The organism is Vibrio sp. HDW18, from assembly GCF_011306175.1.
Taxonomy (GTDB): Bacteria; Pseudomonadota; Gammaproteobacteria; order Enterobacterales; family Vibrionaceae; genus Vibrio; species Vibrio chanodichtyis.
Map to the genome: position 1 here is coordinate 961,892 of NZ_CP049913.1, position 20,680 is coordinate 982,571.

The 20,680-nt window shown below is 47.1% G+C and carries 13 protein-coding genes, 2 tRNA genes, 3 rRNA genes and 2 pseudogenes; 9 read left to right on the forward strand and 11 right to left on the reverse strand.

What is annotated here, in order from left to right; translation table 11 throughout:
• Positions 1-126 precede the first annotated feature (126 nt).
• The 7 genes and pseudogenes from G7083_RS04520 to G7083_RS04570 form a co-directional block, all read left to right on the forward strand.
• Positions 127-1,461, forward strand: coding sequence for a sodium:proton antiporter (locus G7083_RS04520; protein ID WP_166013775.1), 1,335 nt, complete (start codon positions 127-129; stop codon positions 1,459-1,461).
• A 99-nt stretch (positions 1,462-1,560) separates the two neighbouring features.
• Positions 1,561-1,992 carry a helix-turn-helix domain-containing protein gene (locus G7083_RS04525; RefSeq protein ID WP_166013742.1) on the forward strand — a complete coding sequence of 144 codons (432 nt, stop codon included), beginning with the start codon at positions 1,561-1,563 and terminating at the stop codon, positions 1,990-1,992.
• A 37-nt stretch (positions 1,993-2,029) separates the two neighbouring features.
• Complete coding sequence (locus G7083_RS04530) at positions 2,030-2,500, forward strand: IS630 family transposase (protein WP_166013741.1); 471 nt, start codon at positions 2,030-2,032, stop codon at positions 2,498-2,500.
• Between the two features lie 136 nt (positions 2,501-2,636).
• A complete protein-coding gene (locus G7083_RS04535) occupies positions 2,637-2,777 on the forward strand; it encodes a hypothetical protein (protein WP_166013776.1) in 141 nt (46 codons plus the stop codon).
• A 37-nt stretch (positions 2,778-2,814) separates the two neighbouring features.
• Positions 2,815-3,850 (forward strand): IS630 family transposase gene (locus tag G7083_RS15070; protein ID WP_240911888.1). Its coding sequence is split into 2 segments (ribosomal slippage): positions 2,815-3,273 and positions 3,275-3,850, totalling 1,035 coding nucleotides; the frame shifts between segments, so codons are not numbered across the junction.
• 78 nt (positions 3,851-3,928) lie between these two features.
• Positions 3,929-4,964 (forward strand): IS630 family transposase gene (locus tag G7083_RS15075; RefSeq protein WP_240911889.1). Its coding sequence is split into 2 segments (ribosomal slippage): positions 3,929-4,387 and positions 4,389-4,964, totalling 1,035 coding nucleotides; the frame shifts between segments, so codons are not numbered across the junction.
• 14 nt (positions 4,965-4,978) lie between these two features.
• Positions 4,979-5,293: pseudogene (locus G7083_RS04570) on the forward strand (transposase); the annotation flags it as partial.
• Between the two features lie 116 nt (positions 5,294-5,409).
• Here G7083_RS04570 and G7083_RS04575 read toward each other — a convergent pair.
• The 10 genes and pseudogenes from G7083_RS04575 to dusA all read right to left on the reverse strand — a co-directional run bounded on the left by G7083_RS04575 (position 5,410) and on the right by dusA (position 17,523).
• Positions 5,410-5,486: transfer RNA gene (locus tag G7083_RS04575), tRNA-Asp, on the reverse strand.
• A 33-nt stretch (positions 5,487-5,519) separates the two neighbouring features.
• Positions 5,520-5,635 (reverse strand): 5S ribosomal RNA (gene rrf, locus G7083_RS04580).
• Between the two features lie 111 nt (positions 5,636-5,746).
• Positions 5,747-8,633, reverse strand: a 23S ribosomal RNA gene (locus G7083_RS04585).
• 286 nt (positions 8,634-8,919) lie between these two features.
• Positions 8,920-8,995: transfer RNA gene (locus G7083_RS04590), tRNA-Ala, on the reverse strand.
• A 62-nt stretch (positions 8,996-9,057) separates the two neighbouring features.
• A 16S ribosomal RNA gene (locus tag G7083_RS04595) occupies positions 9,058-10,615 on the reverse strand.
• Together the 16S, 23S and 5S rRNA genes with 2 tRNA genes alongside form the textbook arrangement of a ribosomal RNA operon.
• A 624-nt stretch (positions 10,616-11,239) precedes the next feature.
• On the reverse strand, positions 11,240-12,004 hold the full coding sequence (locus G7083_RS04605; RefSeq protein WP_166013777.1) for a phosphoadenylyl-sulfate reductase: 765 nt from the start codon (positions 12,002-12,004) through the stop codon (positions 11,240-11,242).
• Positions 11,997-13,729: pseudogene (gene cysI / locus G7083_RS04610) on the reverse strand (assimilatory sulfite reductase (NADPH) hemoprotein subunit). The gene G7083_RS04605 and the pseudogene cysI overlap by 8 nt, the downstream one beginning before the upstream one ends.
• The gene (locus tag G7083_RS04615) at positions 13,729-15,546 is read right to left on the reverse strand and encodes an assimilatory sulfite reductase (NADPH) flavoprotein subunit (protein ID WP_166014987.1); all 1,818 of its coding nucleotides are present in this window, start codon (positions 15,544-15,546) and stop codon (positions 13,729-13,731) included. Before G7083_RS04615 ends, cysI begins: the two are co-directional and overlap by 1 nt.
• A gap of 207 nt (positions 15,547-15,753) precedes the next feature.
• Positions 15,754-16,419 carry a TIGR04219 family outer membrane beta-barrel protein gene (locus G7083_RS04620; protein WP_166013778.1) on the reverse strand — a complete coding sequence of 222 codons (666 nt, stop codon included), beginning with the start codon at positions 16,417-16,419 and terminating at the stop codon, positions 15,754-15,756.
• Between the two features lie 120 nt (positions 16,420-16,539).
• Positions 16,540-17,523, reverse strand: a complete 984-nt coding sequence (gene dusA / locus G7083_RS04625; RefSeq protein WP_166013779.1) for a tRNA dihydrouridine(20/20a) synthase DusA — start codon at positions 17,521-17,523, stop codon at positions 16,540-16,542.
• A 324-nt stretch (positions 17,524-17,847) separates the two neighbouring features.
• Here dusA and zur point away from each other — a divergent pair, with 324 nt between their 5' ends.
• Positions 17,848-18,312, forward strand: coding sequence for a zinc uptake transcriptional repressor Zur (gene zur, locus G7083_RS04630; RefSeq protein WP_166013780.1), 465 nt, complete (start codon positions 17,848-17,850; stop codon positions 18,310-18,312).
• Between the two features lie 9 nt (positions 18,313-18,321).
• Positions 18,322-18,783 (forward strand): chemotaxis protein CheX, encoded by a 462-nt coding sequence (locus tag G7083_RS04635; protein WP_166013781.1) that lies wholly within the window; start codon positions 18,322-18,324, stop codon positions 18,781-18,783.
• A 150-nt stretch (positions 18,784-18,933) separates the two neighbouring features.
• On the opposite strand, the gene pgi is transcribed toward G7083_RS04635, so the two are convergent.
• Positions 18,934-20,586, reverse strand: coding sequence for a glucose-6-phosphate isomerase (gene pgi / locus G7083_RS04640; RefSeq protein WP_166013782.1), 1,653 nt, complete (start codon positions 20,584-20,586; stop codon positions 18,934-18,936).
• Positions 20,587-20,680 lie beyond the last annotated feature (94 nt).

A 20,680-nucleotide genomic window follows, 5' to 3' on the forward strand; every position in this document is an offset into this window, starting at 1 on the left:
CTAAAACTTAAGAAAAAATAGATAGCGTGTACGGTGGATAAAACTTAAGTGTTAAAAAATATTTGCTATTTATCCAACCCAGAAACACAATTTAATTTACAAGTTGTTACATACACTGAGAGCAAAATGTCCGTTTACTACACCCTGTGCTTCCTTTCTGCAGCCGCCATGCTGATCGCATTTTTAAATAGCAAGATCAGCAAAATGCAGACTACCATTGCGATCACAGCCGGCTCGATGATTTTGTCATTGCTGCTGTTGATTGCCGGTCAAAACGACTGGTTTCATCTCAATCAAATCGCGACCGACATCGTAACCAAAATTAACTTTGAGAACTTTCTGCTCAAAGGCATTTTAGGCTTTCTGCTGTTTGCTGGCGGTTTAGGTATTAAATTACCCAACCTTAAAGATCAAAAATGGGAAATTACCATACTCGCACTCGGCGCCACGCTATTTTCCACCTTCTTTATTGGCTTCGCTTTATATGGCTTCTGCCGATTAATCGGCATCCCACTAGATCTGGTGTACTGCCTTTTGTTTGGTGCACTCATTTCACCCACCGACCCCATCGCAGTGCTGGCTATTGTTAAGAAGCTAAAAGCCCCCAAACGAATAGCCACCCAAATCGAAGGAGAATCGCTATTCAATGATGGTTTTGGTTTGGTTATCTTCGTCACTATTTTTACCATCGCTTTTGGCGATCAAACGCCAACCATCGGCAGTGTTAGCTTGCTGTTTATGCAAGAAGCGATTGGTGGGATGATTTACGGGGCATTATTAGGATTGGTATTCCACTATCTTATCTCAGCCACCAATGATCATTCGATGGAACTGCTGCTCACAATTGGCATTCCTACTGCTGGCTATGTATTCGCCGATATCATCCATGTCTCAGGACCACTGGCGATGGTGGTCTCCGGGATCATGATTGGTAACTGGACACGCTTTATTGGCTTTTCAAAAGAGAGCGTCGATCACCTCGACCATTTTTGGGAGCTGGTTGATGAATTTCTAAATGGTCTGCTATTTCTACTGATTGGTATGTCAATGTTGCTGTTTGAATTCCACCGAGAAGACTTAATTTTGATGGTATTTGCCATTCCATTAGTACTGTGTGGACGCTATCTCAGCGTATTAGTGCCTTATATCGGCTTTAAACGCTACCGCAACTACAACCCTTGGTCGGTGCGTATTCTAACTTGGGGTGGCCTACGTGGTGGACTGGCTTTAGCAATGGCTCTTTCAATACCATCGGGTATTTTGGTCATTCCCGAAAAATTGATTGAGGTAAAAGAGCTAATCATGGTCATGACCTACTCAGTGGTTGTATTTTCAATCTTGATCCAAGGTTCAACCATTACCCCAATGATTGAGCAAGCCAAGCAAGCAGAGCGAGCGATGCAAACTGAAATCAATCGCGAAGATGACCGGATATCTGTTCAGCAGGAACATCATGGCTGAGCGAATCCTTGAACAGATACTCTAGCCAGCTCAGGATTATACCAATCAAAGAAAAAATATGATCTAATTGAGGGCATTCAACGATAGAACTTATTCACTATGGACAGCCTCAATAATATCGACTTTAAAAAGCTCGCAAGCCAGCAGAAATCTATTCAGATGAAAATGAGACTGCTGGCCCTCGACCATTTCAAAGATGGGCACTCTCGCACCCAAATCGCCAAGTTTCTTAAGGTCAGCCGAACCAGTGTTAATCGGTGGGTTCACACTTTTCTTGAGGAAGGATTAGAAGGCCTCAAGGAAAAACCAAGAACGGGACGACCACCATTCTTAACATCCAAGCAAAGAGAGCAATTGAGCCAATACATCAAAGATAAAGCCAATGATACACTAGGCGGACGACTCACTGGGGCCGACATCCACGCTTATATCGTGAAAGAATTTGGCCAGCACTACCACCCTGATTCTATCTATTACCTGCTCGAGCACATGGGGTTCTCTTGGGTAATACCAATCAAAGAAAAAATATGATCTAATTGAGGGCATTCAACGATAGAACTTATTCACTATGGACAGCCTCGATAATATCGACTTTAAAAAGCTCGCAAGCCAGCAGAAATCTATTCAGATGAAAATGAGACTGCTGGCCCTCGACCATTTCAAAGATGGGCACTCTCGCACCCAAATCGCCAAGTTTCTTAAGGTCAGCCGAACCAGTGTTAATCGGTGGGTTCACACTTTTCTTGAGGAAGGATTAGAAGGCCTCAAGGAAAAACCAAGAACGGGACGACCACCATTCTTAACATCCAAGCAAAGAGAGCAATTGAGCCAATACATCAAAGATAAAGCCAATGATACACTAGGCGGACGACTCACTGGGGCCGACATCCACGCTTATATCGTGAAAGAATTTGGCCAGCACTACCACCCTGATTCTATCTATTACCTGCTCGAGCACATGGGGTTCTCTTGGGTAACTTCTCGCTCCAAACATCCTCGTCAATCCCAGCAAATCCAAGACGATTTTAAAAAAATTTAAAATTGAAACGATCCTGAAGATCCCAGGACATATCGCTTTAGAACGGGTTGATGTCTGGTTTCAGGATGAAGCCAGATTTGGGCAACAAAACACCACCACACGGTTATGGGCAGAAAAAGGAACACGTCCCAGAGCCGTGAAGCAACAACAATTTGAATATGCGTATCTGTTTGGTTCTGTCTGTCCCGCTAGAGGCATTGGCGAGGCGATGGTCGTTCCTTGGGTTAACAAGGACCTTATGGTTGAGCATCTTATACCAATCAAAGAAAAAATATGATCTAATTGAGGGCATTCAACGATAGAACTTATTCACTATGGACAGCCTCGATAATATCGACTTTAAAAAGCTCGCAAGCCAGCAGAAATCTATTCAGATGAAAATGAGACTGCTGGCCCTCGACCATTTCAAAGATGGGCACTCTCGCACCCAAATCGCCAAGTTTCTTAAGGTCAGCCGAACCAGTGTTAATCGGTGGGTTCACACTTTTCTTGAGGAAGGATTAGAAGGCCTCAAGGAAAAACCAAGAACGGGACGACCACCATTCTTAACATCCAAGCAAAGAGAGCAATTGAGCCAATACATCAAAGATAAAGCCAATGATACACTAGGCGGACGACTCACTGGGGCCGACATCCACGCTTATATCGTGAAAGAATTTGGCCAGCACTACCACCCTGATTCTATCTATTACCTGCTCGAGCACATGGGGTTCTCTTGGGTAACTTCTCGCTCCAAACATCCTCGTCAATCCCAGCAAATCCAAGACGATTTTAAAAAAATTTAAAATTGAAACGATCCTGAAGATCCCAGGACATATCGCTTTAGAACGGGTTGATGTCTGGTTTCAGGATGAAGCCAGATTTGGGCAACAAAACACCACCACACGGTTATGGGCAGAAAAAGGAACACGTCCCAGAGCCGTGAAGCAACAACAATTTGAATATGCGTATCTGTTTGGTTCTGTCTGTCCCGCTAGAGGCATTGGCGAGGCGATGGTCGTTCCTTGGGTTAACAAGGACCTTATGGTTGAGCATCTTAGGCAGATCTCCGCGGTGACCGAAAAAGGTCGTCACGCAGTGGTCATTATGGATGGTGCAAGCTGGCACACAGAAGATATTGCCAATGAATTTCAGAACCTCAGTGTCATCAAACTCCCGCCCTATTCCCCTGAGTTGAATCCAATAGAACAAGTATGGAGTTGGTTAAGACAACACTATCTAGCCAACCAGTCTTTTACGGATTACGAAGACATTGTCTCCAAAGTATGTCGGGCTTGGAATAGTTTTTTGGAATGCTCGGCCAGAGTCAGACAGATGTGTTCGAGAAGGTGGACAGAGCTGACCAGTTAATTTTCCAGATTGGTATTATACCAATCAAAGAAAAAATATGATCTAATTGAGGGCATTCAACGATAGAACTTATTCACTATGGACAGCCTCGATAATATCGACTTTAAAAAGCTCGCAAGCCAGCAGAAATCTATTCAGATGAAAATGAGACTGCTGGCCCTCGACCATTTCAAAGATGGGCACTCTCGCACCCAAATCGCCAAGTTTCTTAAGGTTAGCCGAACCAGTGTTAATCGGTGGGTTCACACTTTTCTTGAGGAAGGATTAGAAGGCCTCAAGGAAAAACCAAGAACGGGACGACCACCATTCTTAACATCCAAGCAAAGAGAGCAATTGAGCCAATACATCAAAGATAAAGCCAATGATACACTAGGCGGACGACTCACTGGGGCCGACATCCACGCTTATATCGTGAAAGAATTTGGCCAGCACTACCACCCTGATTCTATCTATTACCTGCTCGAGCACATGGGGTTCTCTTGGGTAACTTCTCGCTCCAAACATCCTCGTCAATCCCAGCAAATCCAAGACGATTTTAAAAAAATTTAAAATTGAAACGATCCTGAAGATCCCAGGACATATCGCTTTAGAACGGGTTGATGTCTGGTTTCAGGATGAAGCCAGATTTGGGCAACAAAACACCACCACACGGTTATGGGCAGAAAAAGGAACACGTCCCAGAGCCGTGAAGCAACAACAATTTGAATATGCGTATCTGTTTGGTTCTGTCTGTCCCGCTAGAGGCATTGGCGAGGCGATGGTCGTTCCTTGGGTTAACAAGGACCTTATGGTTGAGCATCTTAGGCAGATCTCCGCGGTGACCGAAAAAGGTCGTCACGCAGTGGTCATTATGGATGGTGCAAGCTGGCACACAGAAGATATTGCCAATGAATTTCAGAACCTCAGTGTCATCAAACTCCCGCCCTATTCCCCTGAGTTGAATCCAATAGAACAAGTATGGAGTTGGTTAAGACAACACTATCTAGCCAACCAGTCTTTTACGGATTACGAAGACATTGTCTCCAAAGTATGTCGGGCTTGGAATAGTTTTTTGAAATGCTCGGCCAGAGTCAGACAGATGTGTTCGAGAAGGTGGATAGAGCTGACCAGTTAATTTTCCAGATTGGTATTAGGCAGATCTCCGCGGTGACCGAAAAAGGTCGTCACGCAGTGGTCATTATGGATGGTGCAAGCTGGCACACAGAAGATATTGCCAATGAATTTCAGAACCTCAGTGTCATCAAACTCCCGCCCTATTCCCCTGAGTTGAATCCAATAGAACAAGTATGGAGTTGGTTAAGACAACACTATCTAGCCAACCAGTCTTTTACGGATTACGAAGACATTGTCTCCAAAGTATGTCGGGCTTGGAATAGTTTTTTGAAATGCTCGGCCAGAGTCAGACAGATGTGTTCGAGAAGGTGGATAGAGCTGACCAGTTAATTTTCCAGATTGGTATAATTTTCCAGATTGGTATAATTTTCCAGATTGGTATCAAGCGTAGAGAGCAAATAGCCAATAGCAAAAAACCCAGTCCGAAGACTGGGTTTCATAATAAGTGGCGGAGCGGACGGGACTCGAACCCGCGACCCCCGGCGTGACAGGCCGGTATTCTAACCAACTGAACTACCGCTCCGCTGTCTGGTTAGCGCTTGGTGCTAAATTAAAAGCCTGGCGATGTTCTACTCTCACATGGGGAAACCCCACACTACCATCGACGCTGTTTCGTTTCACTTCTGAGTTCGGAATGGAGTCAGGTGGGTCCAAAACGCTATGGTCGCCAAGCAAATTCTTTCTCTCTATTTCTAGAGAATAATCTGGAAAGCTGTCTTCGTTCTCTCAACACATTCTTATGCGCTTAGCTTTGAGTCCACTACAAAACCCCTTGGGTGTTGTATGGTTAAGCCTCACGGGCAATTAGTACAGGTTAGCTCAACGCCTCACAACGCTTACACACCCTGCCTATCAACGTTCTAGTCTCGAACAACCCTTTAGGACAGTTAAACTGTCAGGGAAGACTCATCTCAGGGCTCGCTTCCCGCTTAGATGCTTTCAGCGGTTATCAATTCCGAACTTAGCTACCGGGCAATGCGTCTGGCGACACAACCCGAACACCAGAGGTTCGTCCACTCCGGTCCTCTCGTACTAGGAGCAGCCCCCTTCAATCTTCCAACGCCCACGGCAGATAGGGACCGAACTGTCTCACGACGTTCTAAACCCAGCTCGCGTACCACTTTAAATGGCGAACAGCCATACCCTTGGGACCGACTTCAGCCCCAGGATGTGATGAGCCGACATCGAGGTGCCAAACACCGCCGTCGATATGAACTCTTGGGCGGTATCAGCCTGTTATCCCCGGAGTACCTTTTATCCGTTGAGCGATGGCCCTTCCATTCAGAACCACCGGATCACTATGACCTGCTTTCGCACCTGCTCGAACCGTCATTCTCGCAGTTAAGCGGGCTTATGCCATTGCACTAACCTCACGATGTCCAACCGTGATTAGCCCACCTTCGTGCTCCTCCGTTACTCTTTGGGAGGAGACCGCCCCAGTCAAACTACCCACCAGGCACTGTCCTCAACCCCGATAAGGGGCCTAAGTTAGAACATCAAACATACAAGGGTGGTATTTCAAGGACGGCTCCACGACAACTAGCGTCATCGATTCATAGCCTCCCACCTATCCTACACATGTAGGTTCAATGTTCAGTGCCAAGCTGTAGTAAAGGTTCACGGGGTCTTTCCGTCTAGCCGCGGGTACACTGCATCTTCACAGCGATTTCAATTTCACTGAGTCTCGGGTGGAGACAGCGTGGCCATCATTACGCCATTCGTGCAGGTCGGAACTTACCCGACAAGGAATTTCGCTACCTTAGGACCGTTATAGTTACGGCCGCCGTTTACCGGGGCTTCGATCAAGAGCTTCGCTTGCGCTAACCCCATCAATTAACCTTCCGGCACCGGGCAGGCGTCACACCGTATACGTCATCTTGCGATTTTGCACAGTGCTGTGTTTTTAATAAACAGTTGCAGCCACCTGGTATCTGCGACTCTCGTCAGCTCCATCCGCTAGGGACTTCACCATCAAGAGCGTACCTTCTCCCGAAGTTACGGTACCATTTTGCCTAGTTCCTTCACCCGAGTTCTCTCAAGCGCCTTGGTATTCTCTACCCGACCACCTGTGTCGGTTTGGGGTACGATTTCTGACTATCTGAAGCTTAGAGGCTTTTCCTGGAAGCAGGGCATCAATGACTTCACTGCCGTAGCAGCTCGACGTCGTGTCTCAGCCTTACAAAGAGCCGGATTTGCCTAACTCTTAAGCCTACGCACTTGAACCAGGACAACCGTCGCCTGGCCCACCTAGCCTTCTCCGTCCCCCCATCGCAATAGTCAGAAGTACGGGAATATTAACCCGTTTCCCATCGATTACGCCTTTCGGCCTCACCTTAGGGGTCGACTCACCCTGCCCCGATTAACGTTGGACAGGAACCCTTGGTCTTCCGGCGAGGAGGTTTTTCACCCCCTTTGTCGTTACTCATGTCAGCATTCGCACTTCTGATACCTCCAGCAAACCTTACAGTTCACCTTCAACGGCTTACAGAACGCTCCCCTACCCAATATCTAAAAGATATTGCCGCAGCTTCGGTGTATTGCTTAGCCCCGTTACATCTTCCGCGCAGGCCGACTCGACTAGTGAGCTATTACGCTTTCTTTAAATGATGGCTGCTTCTAAGCCAACATCCTAGCTGTCTGAGCCTTCCCACATCGTTTCCCACTTAGCAATACTTTGGGACCTTAGCTGGCGGTCTGGGTTGTTTCCCTCTCCACGACGGACGTTAGCACCCGCCGTGTGTCTCCCGGATAGTACTTACTGGTATTCGGAGTTTGCAAAGGGTTGGTAAGTCGGGATGACCCCCTAGCCTTAACAGTGCTCTACCCCCAGTAGTATTCGTCCGAGGCGCTACCTAAATAGCTTTCGGGGAGAACCAGCTATCTCCGAGTTTGATTGGCCTTTCACCCCTAGCCACAAGTCATCCGCTAATTTTTCAACATTAGTCGGTTCGGTCCTCCAGTTGATGTTACTCAACCTTCAACCTGCCCATGGCTAGATCACCCGGTTTCGGGTCTATATCCAGAGACTGAACGCCCAGTTAAGACTCGCTTTCGCTACGGCTCCCCTATACGGTTAACCTTGCCACTGAATATAAGTCGCTGACCCATTATACAAAAGGTACGCAGTCACACCACGAAGGTGCTCCTACTGCTTGTACGTACACGGTTTCAGGTTCTATTTCACTCCCCTCACAGGGGTTCTTTTCGCCTTTCCCTCACGGTACTGGTTCACTATCGGTCAGTCAGGAGTATTTAGCCTTGGAGGATGGTCCCCCCATATTCAGACAGGATATCACGTGTCCCGCCCTACTCGATTTCACGCTCGATGAAGCGTCGGTTACGGGGCTATCACCCTGTTTCGCCAAGCTTTCCAGCTTGTTCACCTACTTCAACGAGTGCTTAAGGGCTAATCCAGGTTCGCTCGCCGCTACTACCGGAATCTCGGTTGATTTCTTCTCCTCGGGGTACTTAGATGTTTCAGTTCCCCCGGTTTGCCTCACTAAACTATGAATTCATCTAGTGATAACTGCTTATGCAGCTGGGTTTCCCCATTCGGAAATCGCAGACTCAAACGGCTCTTACTGCCTCATCTGCGCTTATCGCAAGTTAGTACGTCCTTCATCGCCTCTGACTGCCCAGGCATCCACCGTGTACGCTTAGTCACTTAACCATACAACCCGAAGGAGTTTCGGGTTGTTGTTTAAACAACCTAAGTTGTCTCGCGTTTATTTACATGAGTGCGAGACAGATTTTGCCGGACTCAAATTTTGAACAAGACCTTAGCCTTATTCGATACCAAGCACACTTGAATGTGTTGTTGGTGTTTATCTTTCGATAAACATTGAGAACTTTACAAACAACAAACGAATTTGTTGTTTTGTCAGCTTTCCAAATTGTTAAAGAGCAAGATTCATCAAGAACCATTTTTAAACATTCTCAGCGAAAACGCTTAAAGATGGTGGAGCTATGCGGGATCGAACCGCAGACCTCTTGCATGCCATGCAAGCGCTCTCCCAGCTGAGCTATAGCCCCACTTAATGCTCAAATCTAAACCATATCAATCTGTGTGGACACTCATCACGATAATCATCGTGTAAGGAGGTGATCCAGCGCCAGGTTCCCCTAGCGCTACCTTGTTACGACTTCACCCCAGTCATGAACCACAAAGTGGCAAGCGTCCTCCCGAAGGTTAAACTACCTGCTTCTTTTGCAGCCCACTCCCATGGTGTGACGGGCGGTGTGTACAAGGCCCGGGAACGTATTCACCGCAACATTCTGATTTGCGATTACTAGCGATTCCGACTTCATGGAGTCGAGTTGCAGACTCCAATCCGGACTACGACGTACTTTCTGAGATTCGCTCCACCTCGCGGTATCGCTGCCCTCTGTATACGCCATTGTAGCACGTGTGTAGCCCTACTCGTAAGGGCCATGATGACTTGACGTCGTCCCCACCTTCCTCCGGTTTATCACCGGCAGTCTCCCTGGAGTTCCCACCATTACGTGCTGGCAAACAAGGATAAGGGTTGCGCTCGTTGCGGGACTTAACCCAACATTTCACAACACGAGCTGACGACAGCCATGCAGCACCTGTCTCAGAGTTCCCGAAGGCACTCCAGCGTCTCCGCTAGATTCTCTGGATGTCAAGAGTAGGTAAGGTTCTTCGCGTTGCATCGAATTAAACCACATGCTCCACCGCTTGTGCGGGCCCCCGTCAATTCATTTGAGTTTTAATCTTGCGACCGTACTCCCCAGGCGGTCTACTTAACGCGTTAGCTCCGAAAGCCACGGCTCAAGGCCACAACCTCCAAGTAGACATCGTTTACGGCGTGGACTACCAGGGTATCTAATCCTGTTTGCTCCCCACGCTTTCGCATCTGAGTGTCAGTATCTGTCCAGGGGGCCGCCTTCGCCACCGGTATTCCTTCAGATCTCTACGCATTTCACCGCTACACCTGAAATTCTACCCCCCTCTACAGTACTCTAGCTTGTCAGTTTCAAATGCAACTCCTAGGTTGAGCCCAGGGCTTTCACATCTGACTTAACAAACCACCTGCATGCGCTTTACGCCCAGTAATTCCGATTAACGCTCGCACCCTCCGTATTACCGCGGCTGCTGGCACGGAGTTAGCCGGTGCTTCTTCTGTCGCTAACGTCAAATCATAACGCTATTAACGCTACAACCTTCCTCACGACTGAAAGTACTTTACAACCCGAAGGCCTTCTTCATACACGCGGCATGGCTGCATCAGGCTTGCGCCCATTGTGCAATATTCCCCACTGCTGCCTCCCGTAGGAGTCTGGACCGTGTCTCAGTTCCAGTGTGGCTGATCATCCTCTCAGACCAGCTAGGGATCGTCGCCTTGGTGAGCCATTACCTCACCAACTAGCTAATCCCACCTGGGCATATCCTGACGCGAGAGGCCTTACGGTCCCCCTCTTTGGTTATCTTCGTTTATAGAAAACAACATCATGCGGTATTAGCCATCGTTTCCAATGGTTATCCCCCACATCAGGGCAATTTCCCAGGCATTACTCACCCGTCCGCCGCTCGCCACCCAAGGAACAAGTTCCTCTGTGCTGCCGCTCGACTTGCATGTGTTAGGCCTGCCGCCAGCGTTCAATCTGAGCCATGATCAAACTCTTCAATTAAAAGTTTTTTGAAGCTTTCGCTTCGGCTCAATGAATACTGACTTTAAATTACCTTAGTAATTCAAAGCTATTATCGTTCCAACAGAACGATAATGAATTGACTGTGCTCTTGTTGGCTTTCACTTTTAAAAAAGTGAAACAAAACAGCTCAAGGCTGCTGACCAACTTGATTTGGTCACTCAGTTCATTGATTAATCTTTTTGAGATTATCATCAACGAGTGCCCACACAGATTGATTGGTTTATATTGTTAAAGAGCGTTTTGCTTCGGCTTTCTTACCGAAGAGGCTGTGCATTCTAGCGAGATAATGGTCAGTGTCAAACACTTTTTTCATCTTTTTGCATCGAAGCGTTTTGCCTAACTGACTGGCCCGAAAGCCTTGCGGCGTCTGCCGTGTCAGTGAGGTCGCATTATAGAGATCAACTTCACACTGGCAAGTGTTTTTTGAGAAAAAATACAAAAATAACGCTCAAGCGCTTAACTTACGCGCAAAGGCTTATTTATCCCACTTTACTCATAGATTAAACACAGGTTATCCACAAACATGGGCTTTTCTGAGAGATAAAATGTAGATTTACCTCCCCGCTGTCTTTCTGAATTGATTAGCGACCTTAATCTGATCTCTTATTGTAGGTTTGAATCGTGGCTGTCTTCATGTAAGCCACATTCACGCTTTAAACCAAAGAAGCGAGTTTGCTCTTCACTCATCCCCGGTTGCCATTTCTGTGTAGTGTGTATATCGCCAACCGAAAGATAGCCTTGTTCCCAAAGTGGATGGTAAGGCAGATCGTTATCCTTGAGATAATAGTGCACCTCTTTGTTGCTCCAATCGATCACCGGCAAGAATTTAAACACGCCATTTTGCACCGATAAAATCGGTAAGCTTGCTCGTGATTGTGACTGCTCACGGCGTAAACCTGAGAACCACGTGCCGATGTTCAGTTCATCCAACGCTCTACGCATCGGCTCTACTTTATTGATTTGGTTGTAGCGCTCGATTCCTTCAACACCTTTTTCCCACAGTTTTCCGTAGCGAGCTTCTTGCCAAGCTGCTGATACAGGCGCGGAGTAAACTTTTAGGTTCAGATTGAGGCGCTCAGTCAGCTCATCAATAAACTGATAGGTTTCGGGGAACAGATAACCGGTATCGGTTAAAACAGCGGGAATGTCACTTTTCACTGAAGTCACTAGATGAAGCATCACTGCGGCTTGGATACCAAAGCTCGATGACAGTGCATGATTGCCTTGCAGATTTTCTAGAGCCCACACGACTCGCTGTTGCGCAGTGAGGGATTCGAGATGCTGATTGATTTGCGTTAGGCGCAGCGTTTGCTGCACCTTATTTAACGTTAGTAACTCTTCTAGTGTTGGAACGGTATGGTTAGGCATAGAAATCCCTCTTCGAGATGATTACCTCTTCAATAATGCCTGCTCGGATGGTGAAATCACCAAATCCTTCTCCTTCCAGACGCTCGCTAGCCCAGCGTCCCACCAACTCATCAATTTCTTGAAGGATTTGCGTGTCGGTAATGTTCTCTTTATACATCTTAGGAATGCGCGTTCCATTTCGATTGCCGCCTAAATGCAGGTTGTAGCGACCCGGCGCTTTACCGACTAGGCCAATTTCCGCCAACATGGCACGACCACAGCCATTCGAACAGCCCGTGACACGCAAAATGATGTTCTCTTCTTTGGGTAACGCATGTTTTGCCAAAATCCCTTCCACTTCGGTGACAAAAGAAGGGAGAAAACGCTCGGCTTCCGCCATCGCGAGTGGGCAGGTTGGGAAGGCCACACACGCCATTGAGTTGATGCGCTGCTCACTTACCCCATCATCAATCAAGCCATGAGATCGGGCTAGCTGCTCAATGTGCTTTTTCTGATCCGCTGGCACACCAGCCACAATCAGGTTTTGGTTAGCCGTCATCCGGAAATCGCCTTGATGCACCTTAGCAATTTCAGCGACACCCGTTTTCAGTGGCTTACCCGGAAAATCCAATAAGCGACCATTTTCAATAAACAGGGTTAAATGATGTTTGCCATCGATGCCTTCAACCCAACCAATCCGATCGCCACGGCTGGTAAACTCATAAGCCCGGCTTGGCGCAAACGCAATTCCCGCGCGTTTTTCAACTTCGGCTTTAAATACCTCAACCCCAACACGATCTAAGGTGTACTTAGTTTTGGCATTCTTACGGTTAGAACGGTTACCCCAATCGCGTTGCGTACTCACCACCGCTGCCGCAACCTCCAAAGTTTTCTCCAGAGGAATAAAACCAAAGTCATCGGCACGACGAGGATAGGTTGAAGTATCGCCGTGCGTCATGGCAAGGCCACCACCCACCAACACGTTAAAGCCCACCAACTGACCCTGTTCACCAATCGCCACAAAATTCAGGTCATTGGCGTGCACATCCACATCATTGTGTGGTGGTATCACAACAGTGGTTTTAAACTTACGCGGTAGATAATTTGCACCTAAGATCGGCTCCTCATCCGGCCCTTCAACTTTTTCGCCATCCAACCAAATTTCGGCATAAGCGCGTGTTTTCGGTAGTAGGTGTTCACTGATCTTTTTTGCCCACTCGTAGGCCTGCAGATGCAGTTCAGATTCCACGGGGTTAGAGGTACACAACACGTTACGATTGACATCCCCTGCGGTCGCAATCGAATCGATACCAATGCGGTTTAAGGTTTGATGCATCAGTTTGATATTCGGCTTAAGCACACCGTGAAACTGAAACGTTTGTCGTGTGGTTAAACGAATACTGCCGTACAGAGTATGTTCAGTTGCAAACTTATCGATCGCGAGCCACTGGTGAGGAGTGATAATCCCCCCGGCATACGCGCACGGAGCATGACATTGTGCAAAGGCTCAAGTTTTTGCTTGCTGCGCTCAGCACGGATATCACGATCATCTTGCTGATACATGCCATGAAAGCGGATGAGCTGGAAGTTGTCCGCGCTAAAGCCGCCCGTAATGCGATCTTGCAGATCTTGCTCGATCGTCCCGCGTAGGAAATGACTTTCTCGTTTTAGACGTTCATTATCCGACCATGGGCCGAGCACTTCGCCAAGCACCTCTTGTACTGATGGGTTTTGATTTGCGCTCATTAGTAGACATCCCTTTGATAACGTTTTGCTTTACGCAGTTCACTCACATACTCTTCCGCTTGCTCACGATTCAAGCCACCTTGTTGCTCAACAATAATGATCAGCGTTTGGTGGACATCTTTCGCCATGCGTGATGCATCACCACACACGTAGAAGTAAGCGCCTTCTTGTAACCATTGCCATACCAGCTCGGCTTGTTCTAATAAGCGATGCTGCACATACACCTTTTCGTGCTGGTCGCGACTAAAAGCCACATCTAAGCGATTTAACACGCCAGACTTCAGGTACTTTTGCCACTCGACTTGGTAGAGGAAATCTTGGGTAAAGGTGCGGTCACCAAACAGCAACCAGTTTTTCCCTGCTGCGCCACGGTTTTCGCGCTCTTGGATGAAGCTACGGAAAGGGGCAATTCCGGTTCCTGGGCCAACCATGATCAGCGGCGCATTATCATCACTCGGCAATTTGAAGTTGGTATTGTGCTCAACAAAGACTTTAACCGGAGCGCCCTCTTCTAATTGATGAGCCAAGAAGCTGGATGCACCACCCAAGCGTTGCTCTCCCCCATGCTCATACTCAACCACCCCAACGGTGAGATGCACTTCTTCACCCACTTCACTTTGGCTAGAGGCAATCGAATAAAGCCGTGGGGTTAAACGACGCAGCAGTGAGAGAAGCTGAGTAGCAGAAAGTGTGACTTTTTCTTCGCGCAACACATCAATCACTTGTGTGCGAGTCGCGTATTCACGCAGCGCCTCTTTATTTTGAGTTAAAGATTGAAGCTTTGGACTCTGCGCCAACTCGGCATATTGCGCCACCAACTGCGGATTGGCAGCGGTAATTTCATAATGCTGAGTCAATGCTAAGTGGAGTGACATCGTTTCGCCGTCCACTTGTACGGGTTCATGGCCAGACAACCCTACGCTATCAAGCAGTGCATGCACCAGTTGGGGGCGGTTCTCATACCACACGCCTAACGCATCTCCCGGTTGATAAGTGATGCCAGAATCGGCCAAATCAATTTCGATGTGGCGAACATCTTTGCCTGAGTCACGGCCAGTAATTTTTTGGCTGATCAACAAACTGGCCGGATAAGGATGTTGTTTGGTGTAATCATGCGTGGTTACTTGGCTCGTGGCAGCACCAGATCGCTCGGCGGGCACAGCAGCGCCTTCTTGCTGCAAAACAGCAAGAACTTGAGTACACCACTGTGTCGCCACGGCCTGATAATCCACATCCGCATCCAAGCGCGCAACCAAACGTTGTGCACCCAGTTTTGCTAAAAACTGATCAAAATCTTTACCGGTTTGGCAAAAAAACTGATAACTCGAATCACCCAGTCCTAATACAGCGTATTTAAGATTAGCCAGCTTGGGCGCTTTTTTCGATTTGAGAAACTCATGCAATGCTAGTGCATTATCCGGCGCTTCGCCTTCCCCATTGGTTGAGGCGACAACAATCACATGGGTTTCCTTGGCTAAGTCTTTGCCTTTGTAATCGTCCGCGTCAAATAACTCAGCTTGGATACCTGCAGCTTGCGCCTGTTTCAACAGCGCTTGAGCAACGCCTTTTGCGTTCCCCGTCTGCGAAGCAAAGATGATCGTCAGCTTAGCCGCTACTGCAACCGGAGTCGTCGGCGCAGCAGAAATTGGTCGCGTATCAAGCGGATTGGATTGGCTCAATCCCCACAAATAACCGCTTACCCACGCTAATTGCTGAGAGTTCAGTTGGGTCACGCTTTGTTGGAGTTGATTGAGTTGTGAATCATTTAACGGACTCGCGAGCCCTTTAAGGTATGGAGAGAGATTAGCTACCGACATTGTCATTGTCACCACTTCCTTGTTGATTATATGACAACAGAGTAATCACTGTTTTTAATAACAAGAAAGAATCGATATGAATGCTTTATAACTTTTTGGCTTAAAAAATCGCAGTAAGGGTTGAAAATAAAGAAGAGTAAACAGCAAAAATGAGCCGTTGAAAGGCTCATTTACTATAGATTGGCGGGCAAATCATTCTAGTGTTGATTAGAAACTGAATTGCGCACCGAGGAACCAACCATCAACAAACACCAACGATTGTGACATATTGGCCGATGATTTGGCTAATTCAGCAAACTCAAGGTCAACCACACGATAGCCGGCTTTGAAGGCTAAATCGCCAGCCGCAATCGGCACTTGGTACTGTAATCCAGCCATCACATCAGCGGATTTAAGATCACTATTATTACCAAAATCAAATTGACCAATCACCGCGAGTGGCGTGCGCGGAATCGCGATTTGCGCATTAGCGTACCAATTAAAGCTTACTTGATCGAAATCGTAACGATGATCATCCTGCGCGCGATAATCGCTGTTGATATATTGGCTGAGCGCAATACCCGCATCAAACTTCATCTGCTCGCGATTTAACACTCGATAGTAAAATGTGTAATCCAACTTATCGAAAGCAACGAAATCAGCCTCCAAGTTGGTATAACGTAAACTGACATTCGGCCAGTAAGGAAAACCATGCTCAAACGCAATCTGCAGACTTGGCGCGTTCGCATCATCACGGCGAATATCATCAATTTTTGTACTGGTTAGCCACATCTCTGCGCCTACTGAAGTCTTATAGAAGGACTCAGCAGCAAAGGCCGAAATGGGCGCAATCATCAATCCAGTGACAAGCGCTACCGATGCAGTGTGGTTCATGAGCGATGCTCCGTTATGTTTCAGTTAAAGATAATCAAGCTAAAAGATCGTTAAGGTTGGCGATGGTAACACAAACCAAAGAGCTGCCGAAAAAACAACATCGTTTGCCATCAATCGGTTTTATACGCCCAATTCTTGGTATGGGATTTTCGCCAACGCTTGCTCAACGACCTCTAATCCAGCCCCGGGCTTATGAGCATTCTCACTGATATGACGTCGCCACTGACGAGCACCCGGCATATTTTGAAACAGCCCTAACATATGACGCGTCATATGGCCAAGATGAGTACCTTGGGATAATTGTTGCTCAATATAAGGCATCATTTCATGGATCACTTGTGAGCGTTTTTTGACTGGCGTATCCAGGCCAAAAATCTGCTGATCCACTTCCGCTAAAATATACGGATTTTGATACGCCTCACGGCCGATCATAACGCCATCTAAATACTGCAGATGCTGCTGTGCTTCCGCTAAGGTTTTTACTCCACCATTGACCGCAATCGTCAAATGTGGGAAATCACGTTTGATTTGATACGCTCTCGAATAATCCAATGGTGGAATTTCGCGGTTCTCTTTAGGGCTTAAACCACTTAACCACGCTTTGCGCGCGTGAATGGTAAACTGCTCACAGCCACCTTTTTCAGCCACCGTCGCAATAAATTGGGTTAAAAACTCATACGAGTCTTGCTCATCAATGCCGATTCGAGTTTTGACGGTGACTGGAATATCCACCACCGCACGCATCGCAGCGACACATTCCGCAACTAAATCCGGATCAGCCATCAAACAGGCACCAAAGCGACCATTTTGCACTCGATCAGACGGACAACCGACATTAAGGTTAATTTCATCATAACCACGCTGTTGAGCAAGCTTGGCACACTGCGCCAAATCTTGTGGATTCGAGCCACCAAACTGCAACGCTACCGGATGTTCTTCTTGGTTATACACCAAAAAATCGCCACGGCCATGAATGATCGCCCCCGTCGTCACCATTTCGGTGTACAGCAAGGTTTGCGCAGAGAGCAAACGATGGAAATAACGGCAGTGGCGGTCGGTCCAATCAAGCATCGGAGCAACTGATAGCCTGCATGAGTGAGTCATAGGTGAACGTCCCCATTTCGGTCAGAAATAACCACCGCACGGTGGCAAAAAATCAAAGTCCGGCATTTTAATCGTATCTTAGGCTAAGTGCCAAGCCTTGTTCAAACAATCAGCCCTGCATCATTCACTGCCAGATCGGCGATAAGCAACACTGTCTTTACCGCCATCAATCTGGGATTACAGTATCGTTTTTTATCCAGATAGGGTAATTTACGCCTATTCAACAAGATGAGTTGATTGAGCGCTTTATTTTGTATAACCGCTATTTTTCCGCTCAACATGCTTCGTCTCGATCGAGTACATAATGACTAACGCATAACAGTAATGGTGATGGTTTTGGAGCACAAGCTAACCAAACAAATTGAAGAAATATGTGCCGCAAGAGGCGTTCGTTTGACTACACAGCGGAAAACCGTGTTTGAATTGATCTGTGCCAGCAAACGCTCATCCAGCGCCTATGAGCTACTGGAAGATCTCAAGAAAAGTGAGCCACAAGCTAAACCACCAACGGTATATCGGGCATTGGATTTTTTGCTCGCCCAGGGATTTATTCACCGAGTAGAGTCCACCAATAGCTTTATTTCTTGCGGTTCATGTAACGCCCATAAGCATTTTTCACATCTATTGATTTGTGACCAGTGTGGTAACGTGATTGAGTCTCGTGATGATACTCTAGTCGCCTTGCTAGCGAATAATGCAGAGAAACACGGTTTTAAGATAAGCAACCATGTCATCGAATCACATGGCGTTTGTCAAAACTGTCTCTCAAAAGAAAATCAGTCACAGTAGAAGAAAGTTATGCGCGCTGAATTTGTAAACCCGTTTTTAGCATCTTTAATGAACGTGCTAAAAACAATGGCCTCTCTTGAGTTGAAGCCACAAAAACCACGGATCAAGAAAGATGAAATTGCTCGTGGTGATGTCTCGGGCCTGATCGGCATGATCGGTCCAACTACCCGTGGATCGATGTCGATCACCTTTGATGAAAGCCTGGCACTGGAAATTATGCACAATATGCTCGGTGAACGGCCGAATGGTATCAATGAAGAGGTGACCGATATGGTGGGTGAAATCACCAATATGGTAACGGGTGGAGCCAAGCGAATTTTAGCTGAAAGCGGCTTTGAGTTTGATATGGCAACACCGGTGGTGGTTTCAGGCCGAGGCCATACCATCTGCCATCAATGCGAGGGTTCAATCATTCTGATGCCCTTTTCTTCACCTTGGGGTAATGCGTTTATTGAGATCTGTTTCGAATAATTCAAACATGAACGGATGACTCAAAATAGCCTATCGAACATAGCAATTACTTAGTACGTAGTACGCACCAGATAACGATCGCGACTTCCAATAAAAAGGCCTTAGTCACGAACTAAGGCCTTAACATTAATCAATATTTAATTCGCGATCTTAAGCACGAAACGCTTTAAACGCATTAATCAATCCGTTGGTAGAACTGTCATGAGAAGCGACGGCAGTATTGTCGGTCAGCTCTGGCAGGATCTGGTTTGCCAACTGTTTACCCAGCTCAACACCCCATTGATCAAAACTGAAGATATTCAAGATCACCCCTTGTACGAATATTTTGTGTTCGTACATCGCAATCAGATTACCTAAAGTGCGAGGCGTGATCTGTTTAACCAGAATCGAGTTAGTTGGACGGTTGCCTTCAAACACTTTGAACAGAACCAAGCCCGCAATTTCAGCCGCCGATTTACCGCTGTTTTCCAGTTCTGCTTGTACCGCTTGTGCTGACTTACCAAATGCCAGCGCTTCAGTTTGCGCAAAGAAATTGGACATCAGTTTTTGGTGGTGATCACTCACCGGATTATGGCTTAGTGCTGGTGCGATGAAATCACATGGGATTAGCTTAGTACCTTGATGGATCAGTTGGTAGAAAGCGTGCTGGCCATTAGTACCTGGCTCACCCCAAATGATTGGACCTGTTTGGTATGTCACTGGATTGCCATCACGGTCAACGTATTTACCATTTGATTCCATGTTGCCTTGTTGGAAGTAGGCAGCAAAACGGTGCAGATATTGATCGTAAGGCAGAATCGCTTCTGACTCGGCACCGTGGAAGTTGTTATACCAAATGCCGATCAAGGCCAGAATAACCGGGATGTTACTTTCGAATGGAGTATTCACAAAATGCTGATCGATCTCATGAGCGCCAGTCAGCAACTCAATGAAATTATCGTAACCAATCGATAGCACGATCGATAAACCAATCGCTGACCATAGTGAGTAACGGCCACCAACCCAATCCCAGAATTCGAACATATTGTCAGTATCGATGCCAAATTCAGCCACCGCTTTACCATTGGTCGACAGGGCCGCAAAGTGTTTTGCCACGTGGGCTTGATCGCCCGCCGCTTGCAAGAACCAGTCACGCGCGGTGTGCGCATTGGTCATAGTTTCTTGAGTGGTAAACGTTTTTGACGCGACCAAAAATAGCGTGGTTTCTGGATCGACTTTTTTCAGGGTTTCCGCCATGTGTGTGCCATCAACGTTAGACACAAAATGCATGGTCAAATGATTCTTATAAGGCACCAGTGCCTCAGTCACCATGTAAGGCCCTAAATCTGAACCACCGATACCGATATTCACCACATCAGTGATCGCTTTACCGGTAAAGCCTTTCCAATCGCCACCAATCACACGCTCAGAGAACGCTTTCATCTTAGCCAACACCGCATTAACGGCTGGCATCACATCTTCACCGTTCACCAGCACCGGAGAGTTGCTGCGATTACGCAGTGCCGTGTGCAATACCGCACGATCTTCAGTTTGGTTGATCGCTTCACCTTTAAACATCGCGGTAATGGCTGACTGCAGATCGGTTTGCTTGGCCAATGCAAACAGGTGTTGCATGGTTTCCGCATTGACAAGGTTTTTCGAATAGTCGACCAGAATATCGTTGCCAAAGCAGGCTGAATATTTGGCAAAACGCTCACTGTCTTGCGCAAAAAGTGCTTTGAGGTCCATATCCTGAGCGGATTCAAAATGCGCGGTCAGCGCTTTCCAAGCTTGAGTTTGCGTTGGATTGATATTTTTCAACATGGCATCTATCCCGATGTTTCTGTGGTTTTATTCCATCGAACGGCAGGTTGCACTCTACCGCTGGAATCTCCGATTTAAGCAAAAAAAGAATAGG

Excerpts from the sequence above, each read along its gene's own strand:
- G7083_RS04520 (WP_166013775.1), top strand. The coding sequence starts at position 127 with ATGTCCGTTTACTACACCCTGTGCTTCCTTTCTGCAGCCGCCATGCTG.
- G7083_RS04525 (WP_166013742.1), top strand. The coding sequence starts at position 1,561 with ATGGACAGCCTCAATAATATCGACTTTAAAAAGCTCGCAAGCCAGCAG.
- G7083_RS04530 (WP_166013741.1), top strand. The coding sequence starts at position 2,030 with ATGGACAGCCTCGATAATATCGACTTTAAAAAGCTCGCAAGCCAGCAG.
- G7083_RS04605 (WP_166013777.1), bottom strand. The coding sequence starts at position 12,004 with ATGCCTAACCATACCGTTCCAACACTAGAAGAGTTACTAACGTTAAAT.
- G7083_RS04615 (WP_166014987.1), bottom strand. The coding sequence starts at position 15,546 with ATGTCGGTAGCTAATCTCTCTCCATACCTTAAAGGGCTCGCGAGTCCG.
- G7083_RS04620 (WP_166013778.1), bottom strand. The coding sequence starts at position 16,419 with ATGAACCACACTGCATCGGTAGCGCTTGTCACTGGATTGATGATTGCG.
- dusA (WP_166013779.1), bottom strand. The coding sequence starts at position 17,523 with ATGACTCACTCATGCAGGCTATCAGTTGCTCCGATGCTTGATTGGACC.
- zur (WP_166013780.1), top strand. The coding sequence starts at position 17,848 with ATGGTGATGGTTTTGGAGCACAAGCTAACCAAACAAATTGAAGAAATA.
- G7083_RS04635 (WP_166013781.1), top strand. The coding sequence starts at position 18,322 with ATGCGCGCTGAATTTGTAAACCCGTTTTTAGCATCTTTAATGAACGTG.
- pgi (WP_166013782.1), bottom strand. The coding sequence starts at position 20,586 with ATGTTGAAAAATATCAATCCAACGCAAACTCAAGCTTGGAAAGCGCTG.